This is a genomic window from Paenibacillus sp. P36, assembly GCF_045866505.1.
In the GTDB taxonomy this organism is placed as follows: domain Bacteria; phylum Bacillota; class Bacilli; order Paenibacillales; family NBRC-103111; genus Paenibacillus_E; species Paenibacillus_E chondroitinus.
Window position 1 is genome coordinate 8,117,779 of sequence record NZ_AP038372.1, and the last position, 16,724, is coordinate 8,134,502.

The following is a 16,724-nucleotide window of genomic DNA, read 5'->3' on the forward strand; positions in this document are numbered from 1 at the left end:
GCTAGACTGACTATAGAAAGTTATATTAATTTCTAATAATCTTCCCATTCCTGTTTGGCCAAGATTTTACCCGACTTCTGAAGCTCATGGCGAATGGATTTAATAATATGCTGCATCCGGATCGGTTCGCCCGCTTCTGCGGCAAGAAAGGCGGAGGAGAGGACGACATTCTTAATGTTTCCTCCGGCAATTTCGTACCGCTGCGCCAAATATCGGAAATCGACATCATCGCTGAGAGGCGCCGCTGGAGGGAACATGGATTGCCAGATTTTCTCGCGATACTCGCTATCAGGAAATGGAAATTTGATCACGTAGTTGATCCGGCGCAGGAACGCTTCATCAATATTATTTAATAGATTCGTAGCGAGCACCGTGATACCTTGATATTCTTCCATCTTCTGCAAAAGATAGGCCGTTTCAATGTTGGCATACTTATCATGGGAATCTTTCACTTCCGACCGTTTGCCGAAGAGGGCATCGGTTTCATCGAAGAACAGCACGGCATTACTAAGCTGCGCTTCTTCAAAAATCTCGTGCAAATTTTTCTCCGTCTCGCCGATATATTTACTAATTACTTGCGACAGATCGACTTTGTAAAGCTCAAGCTGCAAGTCGCCGGCCACCACCTGCGCTGACATTGTTTTCCCCGTGCCCGGCGGGCCGGCGAACAGCATGCTGAGCCCCTTTCCGTAGGCCAGCTTCTTCTCAAACCCCCAGTCGTTGTACACGACGCCACGGTATTTGACTTGATTGCACGCATTGCGGAGCTGATCCTTCTGCTCAGGGGCGAGAATGATATCCGCCCACTGATAGCGAGGCTCAATGCGCGTCGCTTTGCGCTCCAGCTTGTGCTGCACCTGCTGGTAGCACGCCTTATAGAGCGCGTCGGTGCGCAGCGCCGCCGGGTTGGCTTCCGCCTGGGGCTTACGCTGCCAGGCGGAGTACCCGCGCGCAAGCGTCAGCGCGCGGTAGATTTGCCCCGGGGTGAAGCGGAATTTCCCGCTCATCACCCGGGCATCCAGGCCTGCGCTCACGCCGAGCTCGCGCGCGAATGCCGTCCAAAGGCGCTCACGCCCGCCTTCGTCCGGCACTTGCAGTTCATGCTCAAGGAGCAGCCGCTCCTTGGGCTTCCAGTTCAGCCGGCTGTATTTGCCGGCTAACAAAAAGATCATGCCGCCGTAGCCGTCGAGCAGCTCGTGAAACCGCCCGAGCCGCTGCTGCGCCGCAAGATCCGGCTCTTCGGGGTAAAGCTCTTCCAGCCGTGTGAAGCACAGCACGGCTTGATGCAAAATCGCCTCGCGCACGATGGCGCTCACCTGGTCCTCGAAGCTTGCGGCGTGCAGCAGCACATCTGCAAGATTAGCGATCAGCAGCGGCTTGTTGAAATGGCTGCTGAAGTGCTTGACCTGCAGCTTCTTGCCTGCGCCCGCATTCCCCCAGAGGTGGAATGCGAGCCTTTTGCGCTCAGCTGCCGGCAGTTGCTGCTCCTCGTGAATGAAGCCCCGCAGTCGCTGCTGAAAATCCTCTTGAACGAGCAAGGGGGCGAGCTCGTCGTCCGGATACACCATCTCGACCGCCGGCTTCAGCTTCGGGTCGACTTCCCCGGAATCTAGCAGAAACGCTATGATTCGCTTGTCCAGCAGCAGCGGCTTGGAGAGCAGCGATTGGCCTTTGAACTCGTGTTCTTCACGCTGCAGCATGTATCGCGCCAATCGGCCCTCGGGAGCCATGAAGGTTGTGCGCGCAGCACGCATGTCCTCCGGACTGCTGCACGCAACTTGCAGCGCCAAAGAAATATTAGGCGTCTTGCTGGTTAGATCGTCTTGCAAGAAGCCGAAGATGCGTTCATATTTGCGGTCTAATTCCACCGCAAGCCCTAACATGACGAAGCGCTCCTCCATTGGGGAAAGCCCAAATACGGAGGCTGCATACGACAATGGCAGAAATACGCCTGTATTACGGCTTTCTTCGAGCCTTCCGGCTATATAGGCTTCCATCTCTTGAATGTCCTCCAAGAGAAACTGCTCCTCCTCCTGAAGGTCTTCGTCTGTCTCCTGTTCGCCAATCAGACGAATGAATTCATCTTCGGACACAAACATCCCGCGAAACGAATCCGTCTGCGGATCGGAGGTAAGCTTTTGCCGGCGCTTATAGAGAAGCTCCAGCTTTTTATCCAGCAAAACGAGCTCGTCTTTATAATGTTCCCATGCGTGTATATAACCTTGAGCTGCCATAGCCCTCCTGGTGTTTCTATTAATAATTTTCATCGCTTGCCTAATCGGGTGGTTATTCTTTACAATGGTCTCACAAGGCACAAAAAATATTTCCACTATTTGCTAGCATGAAAGGAAAGTGGCCTTTTTCTGATGGAACAACTTCCGGAAAACGATCATATTTGGAACCGAAAACTCATCCATCTTCTATGGTGGATCTTGCTTACCTATGAAGTAGCAGCTATGATCGGTTTTCTCTTTGATATCTATGGACAGCCAACCCAGTGGCTTCATAGCTTCCTGCAATTCCAAGTCATTCCGACTAGCTTGCAGCTTGCCCTCATGGGCGCCGGTTATCTGGCCATTCATTTCCTCAAAAGATACAGTGATTTTATCATGATTATATGGACCATGACCATGGTTTGTATCTATATTATGTGTATCCCTGAGCTGATGAGCTCTTACGAATTAGTTAGCATTCCGATTATTTTATCCTCGGTTTATTTTCAAAAGAAATATATTATTTTCGCTTATAGTTTAGGTCTTGCAAGTTTAACCGCCTTAGTGCTTAGCCAGGTGTACAAAGGTTATCTCATTACGCCTTCTGAAATTATCGTTTCGCTCACGGTGCTATCCGCTACAGCCCTTGTCTGCTTCGCCATTATGAGGAAAGGCCGCATGATGCATGCTCAGCTTGGAGCCTCCACCCTGCGCGAGCAGGATCTGCTCATTCGCAACGTCATGATTGACCGGCTTTCCAAGGTAGATGCGCTAACAGAGTTGTTTAACCACCGCTCCTTTCAAGAGCATACGGATCATCTCATTTCGCATATGCCCTATGATACGCCGTTGGAGCTTGCCTTGATGGATATCGATAATTTCAAAAAAATCAATGACACATACGGACACTGGGTCGGGGACGTTGTACTCAAAACGATTGGCGGACTGCTCAAGGATATGCTGGGACCAGACGATATGTCGTTCCGGTATGGCGGCGAGGAATTTGCGGTGCTGTTTGTTGGCAAGACCCACGAGGAAGTGCTGGCGGTATGCGAATCCTTCATGCAGATTATCCGTGAAACCGAAATTCCGGAGATGCCAGGGCGGCCGTTGACGATGAGCATGGGACTCGCGCCTTATAACCGCAACACAATGAAGAAAGCCTGGTTTCAGCAGGTCGACGAGTGTTTATACATTGCCAAGAGAAATGGGAAAAATTGCATTCATACCTATTTATCCGATCCATACACAGGGTAGCTGAGGGCGTAAAGCTCTCAGTTTTTTTATATTCGCATACATGATTTTGGTGAAATAGGAAAATAATAACCAAAATCAAATGAGGTGAATAATGATGTGTCATTCCGTATCCATTCTTGCTGACGTCAATGACGTCATGAAACAATTCCGTATCGACCGCCTGCTGTCCTATACCGCTAATCGTTATGAGGTCACGCCTACGGAGTCGGTATCTGCTGTTATGATCAATCGCAAGGGAGAGCGTCTTCTGGATGAATTCCGTTGGGGGCTCATGCCATTTTGGGCCAAAGATGCTGTTTGCGGGGAGCGCGATTCGATCTTTACGAACACAGCCTTCGAGCGCATCATCAAAAAACAGCGTTGCATCCTTCCCTGCAGCGGGTTCTATATCCGTGTAACGGAGGGCAAAGAGACCCAGTGGGTGAAATTCAAAATGCGCAGCGGCACTTTCGGCATTGCCGGCTTATACGATGTATGGCGAGCGCCAAGCGGTGAGGAGGAGCTTCGCACCTGCATGATGCTGATGACAGAAGCGAACCCGCTGGTCTCCCCTTACCATGGCAGCATGCCTGCCATTCTTGATCAAGAGCAGGCCGATAAATGGTTGGATCCCGACATGAAGGACAGCCGCTTGCTCCGCTCTTTCCTTCGCCCCGTTGACGATTTGCTTATGGTGGCGAATGTGTTGTCTTCTCCGGCAGAGAAGCTGGAGACGGGATCGGACATCAGCGTATTGGCCTAAAAGAAAAAGCGATACAAGATTCATTCTTGTATCGCTTTTTTGTGTGTTGTGGCAGCTGGAGCTGTGTTGCTTGCTTCGTAGGGGAACTACGGGCCGCTATTTCAGCGAAACTTGCTGTTTTTAGAGGCGGAGTGGAACTACAGGGCTCTATTTGCCCGCAGAAGCTTACATTTGGGCTAAAATCGGCAAAATAACGGACCGTAGTTCCCATTGGGATGCCAAATGAACGCTTTTGGGAAAATAGAGGACTGTAGTTCCTCTAACTCTGGGTGTCGGTGCTGGTGCTGGTGTCGGTGGCGGTGTTGGTGTCTGAACCCGAGCCGAGAAATCCCAGCTATTTCTTAGCGACAGGCGGCAGCTCGCCGCCCTCCCCAATCAAGCGCACGCCTTCGGCACATACGCCATAAGGCTCCCAGCGGCATGTGGCGCACAGGTGGCCAATGTCCTCCGGCTTCACATAACCAGCTACTTTGGAGCAAATCTCGGACCAACTTAGCTCCATCCCCACTTGTAAGCCAAGTTTGGCTACGATTTCTGCATCGCGATCATAGACCGTTCTATTCTCGCAATGCGGCACCTCATCCGTCGGATAGGCTGCGCATAGATCATCGGGTCCAAGGACGACACGAATGGTCGTCTCCGGCTGCTCCCGCAGTGTCTCGTATACTTGCGTCATATTTTCACAGAATTCCTTGGAATATCCCATTCCCCGGTACCCTAACAAACAAAGCAGGTGATGCCCCCGGAGACCGATCGGCTTCGTCATACTTGGACCTTGGGGATGCGGTACAATCCGTACCCGTCCATTTTTACAATAGGCTCTTTATCTTCAACAAGACCAACGGTCGTAGAATGCAGCGCAACATCGATCAACCAACGCGTGAAATCCGCTACCGGCATCGATTCCATCTCCTGAAGGCTGTAAAAGCCTGCCGCATCCACCTCTACCCCATCAGGCACAGGCTCTCCGCTGACATAATCCAATTCAAAAGCTATGTACACATTATGAATGTTTCTAGGCAAATCTCGCACAGCGACCAGACGAGTGACCTTGGCTGTAATGCCGCACTCCTCCATCACTTCCCGCTCAATGGTATCTTGGATCAGCTCATGCTGCTCAATATAGCCGCCGGGATTCGTCCATCTCCCCTTGCCGGGCTCTTGCGCTCTGCGTACAAGCAATATCTTCTCATCCTTGGTAACGAGTGCACCTACACCAATACTGTAGTTGCCCCAGTGTACAAAGCTGCACGCCGTGCAAGCTCTTCTAATCGTACCATCCACATCGCGCGTCTCCATCGGAGCTCCACATGTCATACAAAACTTTGCTTCCATTCGTCTCATCTCCAAATTCATGTAGTCATCTGTATGTAAGCTTACTGCTTCCGATGAGGGATAGGCAAATCCGATCCCGTTCGTTCTGCGTTCATTGTAACCGCTTTAGGAGATACTATCTGCGCTAGTCTTGTGATATCTCCCAATTGGGCTAATTCAGCCGTGTCAAAAGGCAGAAAAAGAGCCTCCAACTGGACAATGTCATTTAAGCTAAGCTTAAAGACATTTCCCAAATCGGAGGCTCTTGCTGCAATCTACACCAAAAACATAGCAACAACTGTCGTTACGGCAAGGCCGATCAGCACAGGCAGCAGGTTCCGTCGCGCCAGCTCAAACGGACTAACTCCACAGATGGCCGCTGCCGGAATAAGCGCCCACGGAATCAACGTACCGCCGCCGACCCAGATGGCGGCTACTTGCCCGAGCGCGGTCAGCACCGCTGCACCGGAGCCGATGGCGGTTGCGAAGAGCTGCGCAATCGAGCCCGCGAGGGAGATGCCGGAGAAGCCGGAGCCGTCGAGGCCGGTAATCGCGCCCACGACAGTGAGCGTCACGGCGCCGACCGCGCCGTTCAACGGAACGACGCCTGCGAGCGCGACGCCGAGGTCGTTCACAATGCCGTGCGAGCCTGCCGGCAATATTTTACCGAACAGCTCCGTGAAAGCAGCATCGCCGAGATAAAAGAACGCGGCGATTGGAATCACGGGACCGAAGACTTTGAACCCGAAGACGAAACCTTCGATGAGGTAGGAAGTCGTTTGCTCCAGCCCTTTGCTGCGATGAGCCAGCAGCGTAACGCCGATGAGAATGAACACGGCGGTACCACCGACAAGCGCGGTGGCATCCCCACCTTGTAGATTAAGGACGAACATCGCAACTACATCTAATGCGAACAGGATCGGAATGATCACCGCGAGTGTTTTTCTCATTTTTGAAGACATACTGGACTTGGCATCTTGCTCGGAGGAGAGCAACGAATCCTTGTCCCCGTTACCGCTCGTCACAAGACCGTCGCGCCATGTCCCGTTTTTGATATCCCGCCGCATCATCCAAAAAGCAGTTACCGTTGTCACAAGCCCCATGACAATAACAAGCGGCACGCTGGCCTCCATCACCGCGGTTACCGGCAATCCGGCGGCATCGGCAGTTAATTTAGGCGCCCCTTGAATAATGTAATCCCCTGATAACGCAATCCCGTGTCCGAACAAGTTCATCGCCATGGCTGCGCCTAATGCTGGTAAACCCACACGTACCGCCACAGGCAGCAGTACCGCTCCTATGAGCGCAACACCGGGAGACGGCCAGAAGAACCAGGAAGTTACCATCATGATAATCCCGATACCCCAGAAAGCAAGCGCCGGCGTCCTTAGAAAATGAGTCAATGGAGCAACCATCGTTTCATTGATGCCCGTGCGAATAAGCACACGGCTCATCGCTACGATGATCGAAATAATCATAATCGTTCCCATCAACTCTTTGGTTGCATAAATAAAGCTGTTGAACACCCCGGATACGGAACCGCTTAAGGTTTCCGTTGCTAGTAAACCCAACGCAAAAATCCCAACCACACAAATCATCGTGGTGTCTCTGCGTTTAATTAAAAAGGTAAGAATAAAACCAATAAATACTAGATATACCCAATGAATCGGCAGTAATTGAATGTCCATCGGGATCACGCATCCTCTCTGCCTATGCAGCATTTGGGAGTCCATTTCGTCAATTGCAAGAAATAGACTCTTTGGTGCTACATTCTATGCTGGGCGAAGAGTAGGCGTTCGTGGAGAACGGGAGTTTGTTGGCTCGTTGTGGTACAATTGAAGAACTATTTTACACATGCAAGGAGAATGCTGAGTATGGCCGGTAACCAACGATTAGTGACGGATTCCGATTTTCAGGAGGCTGTGGAAAAAGGTGTTTTTGTCCGAGTTTTCAAAGACGATCATATTGTCGACTCGAATGCGATCGTCCTTCGTTTCAGCGAAACGACCGTGGTTTTGCAATCTCGTGTTGCTGATTTAGCTTACTATGATCGGGATGAGTGCGAGTTTTTTGAGATGAAAAAAAGGTAACGTTTATTTCACTCTACGGGATAAGCTGAAAGTAAAACAAATCGAAAGCCCGCCTTCTGCATAACAGGTATGGCCTTCATGACGCCTTCAGCCGTGTCTTTCTCAGGGTGGTTCATATGCGCCAAAACGATGGAGCCACTTCGAGCCTTAATAAGCGCATGGTAGACCTGCTCCGTGTTAAATGTAGCTCCAGCGTCGCCAAGTACGTTATAGCCCGCCAACTGGAAGCCCAGGTCGTGGGCAATGTCGACGGCGATATCGTCGTAGAAGGCCGTGCCTGAGCGGAAAAATAGCGGCCGCCTCCCCGTCCGTTTCTCGATCTCATCGGCGTTCTCCGTTACTTCCCGAATCACATTGCTCACATCTTTGGTTCCTGCGATGCCATATGCGGCTCGGCCATTCACAGAGAGCGGCCGATGCTCGGTCCCGTGGTTTTCGATTTCAAACAGCGGATTCGCCGCCAGCTTGGCAAAAATGTCCGGATTGGCAGCAAGCCATCTCGCATTAACAAACAAGGTCGCCGGAATTTGCTCCTTGATTAAATAATCGACCAACTTCTCATCGTAACCGCTGCCTTCTTTGCCGCCGCAAGCATCAAAGGTTAGGGCAATCACCTTATCCTGCGTCACAAGATGTGTCCGTACACCGGGGATGTTCTCGCCCCATTTGGTCGGAACTGCCTTTTGGTACCGTTCCACTAAGGTCTGGGCAAGCGAAGGCGACTTGGCAGGTAAGCGTGGTGCGTCTGTTGGTGCTGATATGTCTGTCGACATCACTTTCGAAGAGGGAACTGGAGTGACGGTGCTTTGCACAACCGGCGTTGCAGATACAACAGAATCCGGCTTTTCCGACACTGCCGCTTCGTCCGCAAGCTTCATCGGCCCTCTTTCCACTCCACAACCTGTAAGCGCTATCAACGCACTCGAAAGAAAAAGGAAGCACACCATGCGCTTCCTCATTTGTGTTTTCTCCAATCCAGCTTGCTCTTCTCGAGCAGGTGGCCGAAATCATTCTCCAGCCGCTTCTCTTCCGCCTTGCGCGCAGCCTCTGCTTCTGCTCTGGCAGCCTCTTTGCGAGCCTGCTCCTCAGCTTTCATCGCATCAGCCTGAGCCTTCAGCCCCGCTAAGATATCAGGGCGCAGCAAATCTTTGAGTGTCGCAGGTTTATCTTGCGCGCTAGGTTCAGCGGTTGTGTTAGACCATTTCTTTTTTGCCATAAAGGGTTCACCTCTGTTCCATTTCTACATCCGTTATACCCCTTTATTGTACACTTCTACTCATGCAAATGATAGGGCACCGTCGCAACGACGATATCTTTATCGGCTTGCAGCTTCGAGCGAATACGTGCGGCAGACTGATTGTGGAGCAAGCGGTGCCACCATTTTTTCGGCATGAACTGGGGCAGGATCACCATGATCGATTGCTTTTCCGAAACATGGGTATCGACTCTTTCAATAAACTCAGCCAGCGGCTTCAAAATGGTCCGATAACGGGATTTGAACACGACAAGCCGAACACCCGGATCCCACTTATCCCATTTCTCCTGCATCGCTTCTTCATCCTCATCCGAAAACGAGACGTAGAAGGCAATGACATTGGGAGATAAAGATTTGGCATAGTTCAAAGATTGCGCCACTACGCGGTGAATACCCGCAACAGGTACAATGATCACAGGTTCCTTCACGCATACCCGTTCTTGTGTGATATCAATACGAAGCTGTTTGGCTACATCATCATAGTGATTGCTAATTTTGGTTATTCCCCAAAGCAATAGCGGCGTCACAATAATAACAATCCAAGCGCCTTCACTAAATTTGGTGATACAGAAAATAATAAGAACGGCAAGGGAAACAATTCCCCCTAACCCATTAATAACGAACTTGCCGATCCAGCCGGCCGGACGTTCTCTGAACCATTTGCGGACCAAACCGCTTTGGGCCAGGGTAAAAGATAAAAAGACGCCAATCGCATAAAGTGGAATAAGTGCATCGGTTTTTCCTTTGAAAATGACGAGCAAAATACTTGCCAAAACACCTAACGTTACGATCCCGTAGTGAAACGACAACCGATCTCCCCGGTACGAGAACATGCGCGGAAAGTTTTTATCCTGAGCCATAATGGACGCCAAGATCGGAAATCCGTTGAAGCTAGTATTCGCAGCCAATACCAGAATCAGCATGGTGCCAATCTGTGTGGCATAATACATGACGCCACGGCCAAACGCTTGCTCCGTAACCATCGACAAGACCGAAGTATGTCCATGCGGGTCAGGTGCAATTCCATAACCCAAGCTCAGCAAGGTGACGCCCCCGAAGACAATCGCCAACAGTGTACCAAGCGAAGCCAAGGTTTTCTTGGCATTCTTGACAGAGGGCGTACGGAAATGCGGCACCGCATCAGAAATCGCCTCGATCCCTGTCACGGCCGAGCAGCCTGATGAAAAAGCTTTTAGAATTACAAACAAAGTCAATGAGCTCGTCATCGAGCTGGGAACAACTTGGAATTCATGCATATTCATGGATCCTGTCAGCATATCGAAGATCCCTTTGCCGATCAGCAGTAAGATACACAGGATAAAAAAGTACGTTGGAATCGCGAACACCGTTCCGGATTCAGAAGTGCCCCGCAAATTCAGCCAAACCATCACCCAGACCAGCACTAAGGCTATGGGGACAATGTAAGGCACCGTAACTGGGAAAGCCGACGTTATCGCCTGCACACCTGCTGAAATCGAAACCGCAACGGTTAACGTGTAATCAATCAACAGTGAAACCCCAGTGAGCCTTCCCGACATCATGCCCAAATTTTCCTTGGCCACCATGTAAGCTCCGCCGCCCATCGGATAGGCCTCAATCACTTGGCGATAACTTAATACAAGAAGCATGATTAAAGCAATAATCGAGATTGCAATCGGCAATGAGAACGCAAAAGCAGCAACCCCAACAGTTGCAAGCTCTAGCAAAATTTGCTCCGTGCCATAGGCTACCGAAGACAGGGCATCTGATGACAGGATGGGCAGAGCCTTCCATACCTGCATTTTCTCAGATTCCAGCTCCGCTGATTTCAGCGGTTTGCCGAATACAATCTTTTTCAATGAGTCACTTGTCATGCTGTGAAATTCCTCCAAATAACCTAGTTTTCAGCTTGATTTCCCTTTTTTGGGCGCAAAAAAACACAAGGATAGACCTTGTGCTTAGCCACATGTTCTCCTTTCTCACGACCGCTTACGAGGTTAGCTGACGGGTTCGGGCTGCGAGAAATCTGCCCTAAAGGTAGCTGCCGCATGCGACAAAACACACCTTACTCACCCCGTTGAAACCTATGGTTCCCCCGCTTTTCTGATAAGAAAATTAAGCGAAATATTCAACTGTTAACGTACGAGTTGATACTACTCTCTTATTGGCTCATAGTAAAGGAGAGAATAATCTTAAAAAAGATTATTCCCTCCCCACATTCATTTGATAATCCGCTTACAATGGTATAATCCTTTCAGTATCTCTGTTTTACTAGCTTATTGTCTGATTCATTGGATTTTAGGGTGTTTTAGCAAAATTAATTTCTCACATGGCGCTTTCTAGTGGCTTGTTTTTGCTTGAAAATCATCTTTTTGAAGATGAGTGGGATACCGCCAATGAGAAATAAATAGCGGGCATCGATTATTTTTTTGAGGAATGCGGCCAGCCTGCCTTTCACTTTTTTGACTTTCAGGATGCCAATCGCTTCTCCGCGACCCAGCGAGGCGACCGTGCCTTTGTAATCGTAGGCGAAAGGTCGTAATGGTTTTCCACTCAGTGAATAGAGCAAATTTTTTGCTGTATTATAACCTTGTTGGACTGCGATTTGGGCATTGGCGGGGTATGGCGTGCCTTCCGGGCTCATGACAATCGAACAATCTCCCGTAATAAAAACATCGGGAAACTGCAACGAACGCAAGTAGTCATCCACTTTGACTCTGCCGCGTTGGACGTGGAAGCCCGCATCTTGCAGCAAGGAATTCCGACGGACACCTCCCGACCAAATAACCGTGCCCGCAGGAATGAATTGACCGTCTCCCAGCAGCACGCCGCCGGGCTCGCATGCCTTGATGGCGGTAGATAGTTTATATTGAACCCCTTTGCGGCGCATCACGTCCATGCCGTATTCCACGAGATCATTCGGCAGTCCGGGCGGCAAAGCAGTAGGCGATGCTTCGATATTGATGATCTGAACCAGGGAAGGATCGACGTCAAACATTTGGCAAAGATCAGGAATCCGGTCGGCCAACTCTCCAACAAACTCCGTGCCTGTGAAACCGGCGCCGCCAACGACGATCGTCAAATATTCCTTATGCTTGGAATCCAATTTATATTTTGCGAACATATACTGCGTATGCTGACGAATGAAGCGAACACTATTAATGCTGTTAATTGTCATCGCATACTCGCGCAATCCCGGAATACCAAAGGTTTCCGTCTCACTCCCAAGCCCCACGACCAAATAGTCGTAGGTGAGGACTTCGTCCACCAGGACCACCTTTTTTTCCTCAGGTACAATCTGTTGAACCGTCGCTTTGATGAAATGAATTTTCCGCTCATCGATCAGATCCTTAATGTCTACACGCGCATTCTCATGATGATCCGTGCCGGCTGCCGGCATATGCAGATGTGTCGTCATATAGTGATAGTCGTGTTTGTTCACCAGCGTGACCGCCACTTCATCTGCTTTGATCAGCTTCTGCAGCCTTATTGCCGTTACAAGCCCACCGTACCCCGCTCCCAGAATAACCACCTTCGGTTTACTCATCCGAATCCTCTCCTCCGATTACATCAGCTTTTTTCTCTACCATCATTGGTGAAAAAGATCAACCAAACCATTCATAGGTTGTCATGTGAAAAAAATCACATAGTTATTCAGGACGTACACATGGTTTGGCTCATCATTAGTATATGTGCCTCTTTCTTAAAAATCACTGGAACATTGCCCAGCTTGGTCAAAAAGGGCTGCGTGACGCGGGGTGGCGGGCGCGTGGGGGCATACATGTGCGGGGGAGATGTGGGACCGGGGCGTGGGGCCGCGGGCGTGGGGGCGAGATGCGGGATTAAGGGAGCTGGATCACGCGGCGGGTGCACGCTATGCGGAACCAGAGCGTTGGATCGCGGGCGTGGGAGCGAGATACGGGATTAAGGAGGGAGCTGGATCGCGCGGCGGGTAGGCGCTATGCGGAACCAGAGCGTTGGATCGCGGGCGCGGGGGCGAGATGCGGGACTAAGGGAGCTCGATCACGCGGCGGGTGCACGCTATGCGGAACCAGAGCGTTGGATCGCGGGCGTGGGAGCGAGATGCGGGATTAAGGAGGGAGCTGGATCGCGCGGCGGGTAGGCGCTATGCGGAACCAGAGCGTTGGATCGCGGGCGCGCGAAGCCTTGCCCCTTCTCATTGGATGAATTCCAATGGGAACGCCTTTATGAGGCCGGATTTCCGCGTTCCGTTGGACGAAATCCAACGAGGCAAGCCAAAATCAGCCCACAAGAAGCCAATTTCCCCCTATGCATTGGATTTCGCCCAACCAAATCAGCATTTTAACGTGGAAATTGGCACTTTCATTGGATTTTCTCCAACGGGAATCCACCCGTTCACTGCTCGCCCTTCCCCTCAGCCTCCAACCTGGCTTTATCCTCTAAACGACGCAAGCGAAAGCTGTTCATGCCCGCCACGCCCAACTCCTCCAGCAGGCCAAAATTCGCCCATGCACCTACGACAGCTCCAATGCCGGGGACAAGCTGAAGCATTTTACGGAAATCAATGGTGTCCCGATATTCCTGCTGCAGCTGCTGCCAATCCACTTGATTCATATAGGCATCAGAGGGCGGAAAACCGCTTGCGATCTCATGCCAATTCTTGATCGTGTCTAGTAGAGCAGGCTTTTTCGCTGGGCTGGAGAACGCAATTTGAAACACATACAAGATAAACAAGCGCTCTCTATAGTCCTTAGTAGAGTAGCCATAGGCGTGCGCAAGCTCGAACAGAAATTTCAGCTTGATCCCGATGAGAATCGGGAAGTCCGCCAAGCCGAGCAGAATCCCGCCCGCTCCCGTACCTGCTCCCTCGGCAGCGGCAATCTTTTTATAAAGTGACAGCAATTCCTCAGCTTTAGCATCACTTTCAGCCAGAGAAGCGCCTACAAGCGGGTCATTCTGAGGGATATAATTCATCCCGAACAATGTCGTCTGAAACATCCCCTTGACAGTGGCCGTGATCGTTTTGTGCACCTTTTCCGGGATGAACTTATTGATGTTTGTGGAGACGGTTTTCGAGGTTCTTTCGAGCAAATTCGGGGTCTTCTGTTGGCGTATTTCCCATAGCTTCACTTTACGCAGCATTTGCTGCTCATAGATGGTGTAATCAGAAAATTTCATGCTTGTCACCGCCGTCCGAGTTTCTTAGTCAAAGTATAGTATACGGGGCCTGCGTCCTCAAGATTCACCCTCCACCTCCACCTACAACTACCGAGCACAAAAAGAGCAGCTCCTCCAAAATGAGCTGCCCTCCTCCTATTAGTCACGCATAACGATCAGCACGCCAAAAACAACTACACTCCAAATGACGATCAGCGTATCCTTTGGCTGCCAGCTCAATGTGCTTTTTTTCAGCAGCTGCTGCTTGCCGTCGATTTTTTTCATCTCCATCGCTACGGTCATTTGCTCAGCTTTGTGAAACATGGCGAGGAGGAGCGGTACAACCAGCGCCGGAATATCTCGCATGCGTACCATGCCAGGCCTGATCGCTGCTTTGCCTCTAGCCCTCACAATCGCCGAAAACCGCTGCCACTCCCGCAAAATAAGCGGGATGAACCGAAACAAAAGCGAGACCGCCAAAGCAAATGACTCCACGGGCAGCTTCATTTTGCGAAAAAAAGACAGCGCCCAGTTCAGTCCCTGCACAAGCTGGCCATACGGCGTAGACACGACCAACCAATAGCCGACCATCAGGATCAGGAACAGGCGCGTGAGTACGAAGCCCGCACTCCACGAGCGCTCGGTCGCGAAGCCAAGCGGGAACTGCCCGTCAGCAGGCCTCCACTCCACGCCGCCCAGCAAGATGGAGAGGAACATGAAGATCAGGAACGGCACGGCGATCTTCCAACTGCCGCGAATCGCGGCACGCGGAAGGCCGAGGCACGAAAGGCCCAAGAGCAGCGCAGAAGCCGCGAGGCCGCTCCACACCTGCAGCTGCATCGTTCCGATGACCAGCAGCAGGTAGAGCAGCCACTTCGCGCGCGGATCCCGCGCTAGCCACGCGGCCTGCGGCGGCGCGGCTGGCGCAACGCGCTCGGGCTTCGGCGCTGCCGCTTGCTGCGCCGGCCCCGGGCTTGCGCTGCTGCGCTCGCGCAGAGCTTGCAAGATCGCCGGCGCAGCCAGCTCCGGCGCAAGCAAATCCGGCGCGATGGCGATGCCGCGGCGCGCAAGGGCTTGAGCGGCCTCCACGCAGCTCGGGAGGCCGACCCCCGCGCGCGTGAGCAGCTCCGGCGCGCGGCACAGCGCCTCCGGCGACCCGTCGAAGACGAGCTCGCCGCGGTCTAACACAAGGACACGGTCTGCCAGCGGCAGGAACGTGTCCAGGTCGTGCGTGGCGATGACGTAGCCGCCACGCTTCCTTACGCGAATGATGCGCAGCAATTCGCGGACGGCCGCCGCCTCGAGGCCGGCGGTTGGCTCATCCATGAGGAGCCAATCCGGCGCCGTGGCGAAGGTTGTCGCCAGCGCGAGCCGGCGCTGCTCGCCGCCGCTTAAGCCAAACGGCGAGCGCTCCAGGGCGAAGACGCCGCGCGGATCGAGGTCAGCACAAGCAGCGCGGATGCGGTTCTCGCGCTCGTCCGCTGCGAGCCGATAAGGGCGCAGCGAGTAGGCGAATTCCCCGCGGATGCTGCTGGCGAACAGCTGCTGCTCGGGGAATTGAAAAATCAAACCCAGCCGCAAAAGATGCGCTTGGTCTACCTTTCTTTTATGCCACAAAGGCTGGTTATCAAGTGTGATAACTCCTGCGGACGGCTCCAAAATACCTGCCATCACCTGAAGGAGCGTCGACTTTCCCGAACCAGAATGTCCGATTAATACCATAACGGAATCGTCCGAAAGCTCGAAACCGATATCTTTCAACAGCTGCTGACCGGAATTGTCCGGCGCGTTGATTTGAATATTTTGCAGGACTATTGACATGAATTTGCCACCGCCTCGGCCAGCTCATCCATATCCAAGGGAAGCAGGCGAAGCTCGCAGCCGTACTTCAGCAGGCCGAAAGCTGTCTTCACCACATAGGGCGAGTCGAGCCCTAACTCGGTACAAGGCGACGTCTCCAGCGACTTATCTTCACTTTCTCCATAAAAGAAAGCCCGAGGTCCCCCATCAAACGTGATCCGTCCGTCACCAAACCCGATGACGCGCGTCGCATCCGCCACTTCTTCCAGCCGATGCGTAATCCATACAATGGTCGTGCCTCGCTGATGAGCTTCGCGCACAGCCTGTCGCACTCCCTGTCTTGCCGCGGGATCCAGCATCGCCGTCGGTTCGTCCAGCACCAGGATTTCAGGCTGAAGCGCAAGGGCAGCCGCCAAATTAACCAACTGCTTTTGCCCCCCGGATAAGGTGGAAAGCGTTCGTTCGAGCGGGAGCGACAAGCCCACAGCTGACAAGCTTTGGAGATACCAGGCTTTGCGTCCTTCTTGTGTTAAATCCTGTTTACCCGGTAGATAATCGAATTCTTCTTGAATCGTTTCTCCTATAAACTGAGCATCCGGCAATTGAAGCACGCCTCTAATTTGCCCAGATTCATTGCGGATCAGTTCACCGCTTGAGAGGGGGCTCAAGCCCAATAAACTGCTGGCTAAGGTGCTTTTGCCGCTGCCATTTGGCCCGATGACAACCATCCATTCGCCTTTATAAATATCTAATGTGACGTCCGACCATACCCGCCTTCCTTCTTCCGATTGTGTTCGATAGACGACGGAGGCATTCCGCAAAGAAGCCACAATTTCTCGATTTGCCATATATAAAATGTCCTTCCACTTTCATAAAAGATATGCTATGATCTGAATGATTTATTGTTAACCATTGATATAAATTGAAGTTGACAA

The 16,724-nt window shown here is 51.8% G+C and carries 14 protein-coding genes and 1 riboswitch; of the genes, 3 read left to right on the plus strand and 11 right to left on the minus strand.

Annotated elements, in window-relative coordinates:
* Nucleotides 1-32: 32 nt before the first annotated feature.
* Nucleotides 33-2,315 carry an ATP-binding protein gene (locus tag ACKTT9_RS35520; RefSeq protein ID WP_407869704.1) on the minus strand — a complete coding sequence of 761 codons (2,283 nt, stop codon included), beginning with the start codon at nt 2,313-2,315 and terminating at the stop codon, nt 33-35.
* 51 nt (nt 2,316-2,366) lie between these two features.
* On the opposite strand from ACKTT9_RS35520, the gene ACKTT9_RS35525 reads away from it, so the two are divergent.
* Together ACKTT9_RS35525 and ACKTT9_RS35530 are read left to right on the plus strand one after the other, a co-directional pair.
* Nucleotides 2,367-3,470 carry a GGDEF domain-containing protein gene (locus ACKTT9_RS35525; RefSeq protein WP_407869705.1) on the plus strand — a complete coding sequence of 368 codons (1,104 nt, stop codon included), beginning with the start codon at nt 2,367-2,369 and terminating at the stop codon, nt 3,468-3,470.
* 91 nt (nt 3,471-3,561) lie between these two features.
* On the plus strand, nt 3,562-4,212 hold the full coding sequence (locus ACKTT9_RS35530; protein WP_407869706.1) for an SOS response-associated peptidase: 651 nt from the start codon (nt 3,562-3,564) through the stop codon (nt 4,210-4,212).
* A 334-nt stretch (nt 4,213-4,546) separates the two neighbouring features.
* Here ACKTT9_RS35530 and ACKTT9_RS35535 read toward each other — a convergent pair whose 3' ends face one another.
* The 3 genes from ACKTT9_RS35535 to ACKTT9_RS35545 all read right to left on the minus strand — a co-directional run bounded on the left by ACKTT9_RS35535 (nt 4,547) and on the right by ACKTT9_RS35545 (nt 7,214).
* Nucleotides 4,547-4,978, minus strand: a complete 432-nt coding sequence (locus tag ACKTT9_RS35535) for a DUF1284 domain-containing protein (RefSeq protein WP_407869707.1) — start codon at nt 4,976-4,978, stop codon at nt 4,547-4,549.
* Nucleotides 4,975-5,547 carry an NUDIX hydrolase gene (locus tag ACKTT9_RS35540; RefSeq protein WP_315952949.1) on the minus strand — a complete coding sequence of 191 codons (573 nt, stop codon included), beginning with the start codon at nt 5,545-5,547 and terminating at the stop codon, nt 4,975-4,977. Before ACKTT9_RS35540 ends, ACKTT9_RS35535 begins: the two co-directional genes overlap by 4 nt.
* A 254-nt stretch (nt 5,548-5,801) precedes the next feature.
* Nucleotides 5,802-7,214 carry a hypothetical protein gene (locus tag ACKTT9_RS35545; RefSeq protein WP_407869708.1) on the minus strand — a complete coding sequence of 471 codons (1,413 nt, stop codon included), beginning with the start codon at nt 7,212-7,214 and terminating at the stop codon, nt 5,802-5,804.
* A gap of 186 nt (nt 7,215-7,400) precedes the next feature.
* Here ACKTT9_RS35545 and ACKTT9_RS35550 point away from each other — a divergent pair, with 186 nt between their 5' ends.
* Nucleotides 7,401-7,616 (plus strand): hypothetical protein, encoded by a 216-nt coding sequence (locus ACKTT9_RS35550; protein ID WP_407869709.1) that lies wholly within the window; start codon nt 7,401-7,403, stop codon nt 7,614-7,616.
* Nucleotides 7,617-7,624: 8 nt separating this feature from the next.
* On the opposite strand, the gene ACKTT9_RS35555 is transcribed toward ACKTT9_RS35550, so the two are convergent.
* The 7 genes from ACKTT9_RS35555 to ACKTT9_RS35585 form a co-directional block, all read right to left on the minus strand.
* Nucleotides 7,625-8,575, minus strand: coding sequence for a polysaccharide deacetylase family protein (locus ACKTT9_RS35555; RefSeq protein WP_407869710.1), 951 nt, complete (start codon nt 8,573-8,575; stop codon nt 7,625-7,627).
* Complete coding sequence (locus ACKTT9_RS35560; protein WP_407869711.1) at nt 8,572-8,832, minus strand: YqkE family protein; 261 nt, start codon at nt 8,830-8,832, stop codon at nt 8,572-8,574. The genes ACKTT9_RS35555 and ACKTT9_RS35560 overlap by 4 nt, the downstream gene beginning before the upstream one ends.
* A 56-nt stretch (nt 8,833-8,888) precedes the next feature.
* Nucleotides 8,889-10,724 carry an APC family permease gene (locus ACKTT9_RS35565; protein WP_407869712.1) on the minus strand — a complete coding sequence of 612 codons (1,836 nt, stop codon included), beginning with the start codon at nt 10,722-10,724 and terminating at the stop codon, nt 8,889-8,891.
* Nucleotides 10,725-10,821: 97 nt separating this feature from the next.
* A riboswitch (cyclic di-AMP (ydaO/yuaA leader) is annotated at nt 10,822-10,982 on the minus strand.
* Nucleotides 10,983-11,167: 185 nt separating this feature from the next.
* Nucleotides 11,168-12,397 carry an NAD(P)/FAD-dependent oxidoreductase gene (locus ACKTT9_RS35570; RefSeq protein WP_407869713.1) on the minus strand — a complete coding sequence of 410 codons (1,230 nt, stop codon included), beginning with the start codon at nt 12,395-12,397 and terminating at the stop codon, nt 11,168-11,170.
* 830 nt (nt 12,398-13,227) lie between these two features.
* Nucleotides 13,228-14,010: an EcsC family protein gene (locus ACKTT9_RS35575; RefSeq protein WP_407869714.1), complete on the minus strand. Its 783-nt coding sequence runs from the start codon at nt 14,008-14,010 to the stop codon at nt 13,228-13,230.
* A gap of 138 nt (nt 14,011-14,148) precedes the next feature.
* Complete coding sequence (locus ACKTT9_RS35580; protein WP_407869715.1) at nt 14,149-15,810, minus strand: ATP-binding cassette domain-containing protein; 1,662 nt, start codon at nt 15,808-15,810, stop codon at nt 14,149-14,151.
* Nucleotides 15,801-16,637, minus strand: coding sequence for an ATP-binding cassette domain-containing protein (locus tag ACKTT9_RS35585; RefSeq protein ID WP_407869716.1), 837 nt, complete (start codon nt 16,635-16,637; stop codon nt 15,801-15,803). Before ACKTT9_RS35585 ends, ACKTT9_RS35580 begins: the two co-directional genes overlap by 10 nt.
* Between the last annotated feature and the right edge of the window lie 87 nt (nt 16,638-16,724).

What these genes read in the sequence shown, in the direction of transcription:
- ACKTT9_RS35560 (WP_407869711.1), bottom strand. Translation starts at nt 8,832, where the DNA reads ATGGCAAAAAAGAAATGGTCTAACACAACCGCTGAACCTAGCGCGCAA.
- ACKTT9_RS35545 (WP_407869708.1), bottom strand. Translation starts at nt 7,214, where the DNA reads ATGGACATTCAATTACTGCCGATTCATTGGGTATATCTAGTATTTATT.
- ACKTT9_RS35580 (WP_407869715.1), bottom strand. Translation starts at nt 15,810, where the DNA reads ATGTCAATAGTCCTGCAAAATATTCAAATCAACGCGCCGGACAATTCC.
- ACKTT9_RS35525 (WP_407869705.1), top strand. Translation starts at nt 2,367, where the DNA reads ATGGAACAACTTCCGGAAAACGATCATATTTGGAACCGAAAACTCATC.
- ACKTT9_RS35535 (WP_407869707.1), bottom strand. Translation starts at nt 4,978, where the DNA reads ATGACGAAGCCGATCGGTCTCCGGGGGCATCACCTGCTTTGTTTGTTA.
- ACKTT9_RS35575 (WP_407869714.1), bottom strand. Translation starts at nt 14,010, where the DNA reads ATGAAATTTTCTGATTACACCATCTATGAGCAGCAAATGCTGCGTAAA.
- ACKTT9_RS35570 (WP_407869713.1), bottom strand. Translation starts at nt 12,397, where the DNA reads ATGAGTAAACCGAAGGTGGTTATTCTGGGAGCGGGGTACGGTGGGCTT.
- ACKTT9_RS35550 (WP_407869709.1), top strand. Translation starts at nt 7,401, where the DNA reads ATGGCCGGTAACCAACGATTAGTGACGGATTCCGATTTTCAGGAGGCT.
- ACKTT9_RS35585 (WP_407869716.1), bottom strand. Translation starts at nt 16,637, where the DNA reads ATGGCAAATCGAGAAATTGTGGCTTCTTTGCGGAATGCCTCCGTCGTC.
- ACKTT9_RS35565 (WP_407869712.1), bottom strand. Translation starts at nt 10,724, where the DNA reads ATGACAAGTGACTCATTGAAAAAGATTGTATTCGGCAAACCGCTGAAA.
- ACKTT9_RS35540 (WP_315952949.1), bottom strand. Translation starts at nt 5,547, where the DNA reads ATGGAAGCAAAGTTTTGTATGACATGTGGAGCTCCGATGGAGACGCGC.
- ACKTT9_RS35555 (WP_407869710.1), bottom strand. Translation starts at nt 8,575, where the DNA reads ATGAGGAAGCGCATGGTGTGCTTCCTTTTTCTTTCGAGTGCGTTGATA.
- ACKTT9_RS35530 (WP_407869706.1), top strand. Translation starts at nt 3,562, where the DNA reads ATGATGTGTCATTCCGTATCCATTCTTGCTGACGTCAATGACGTCATG.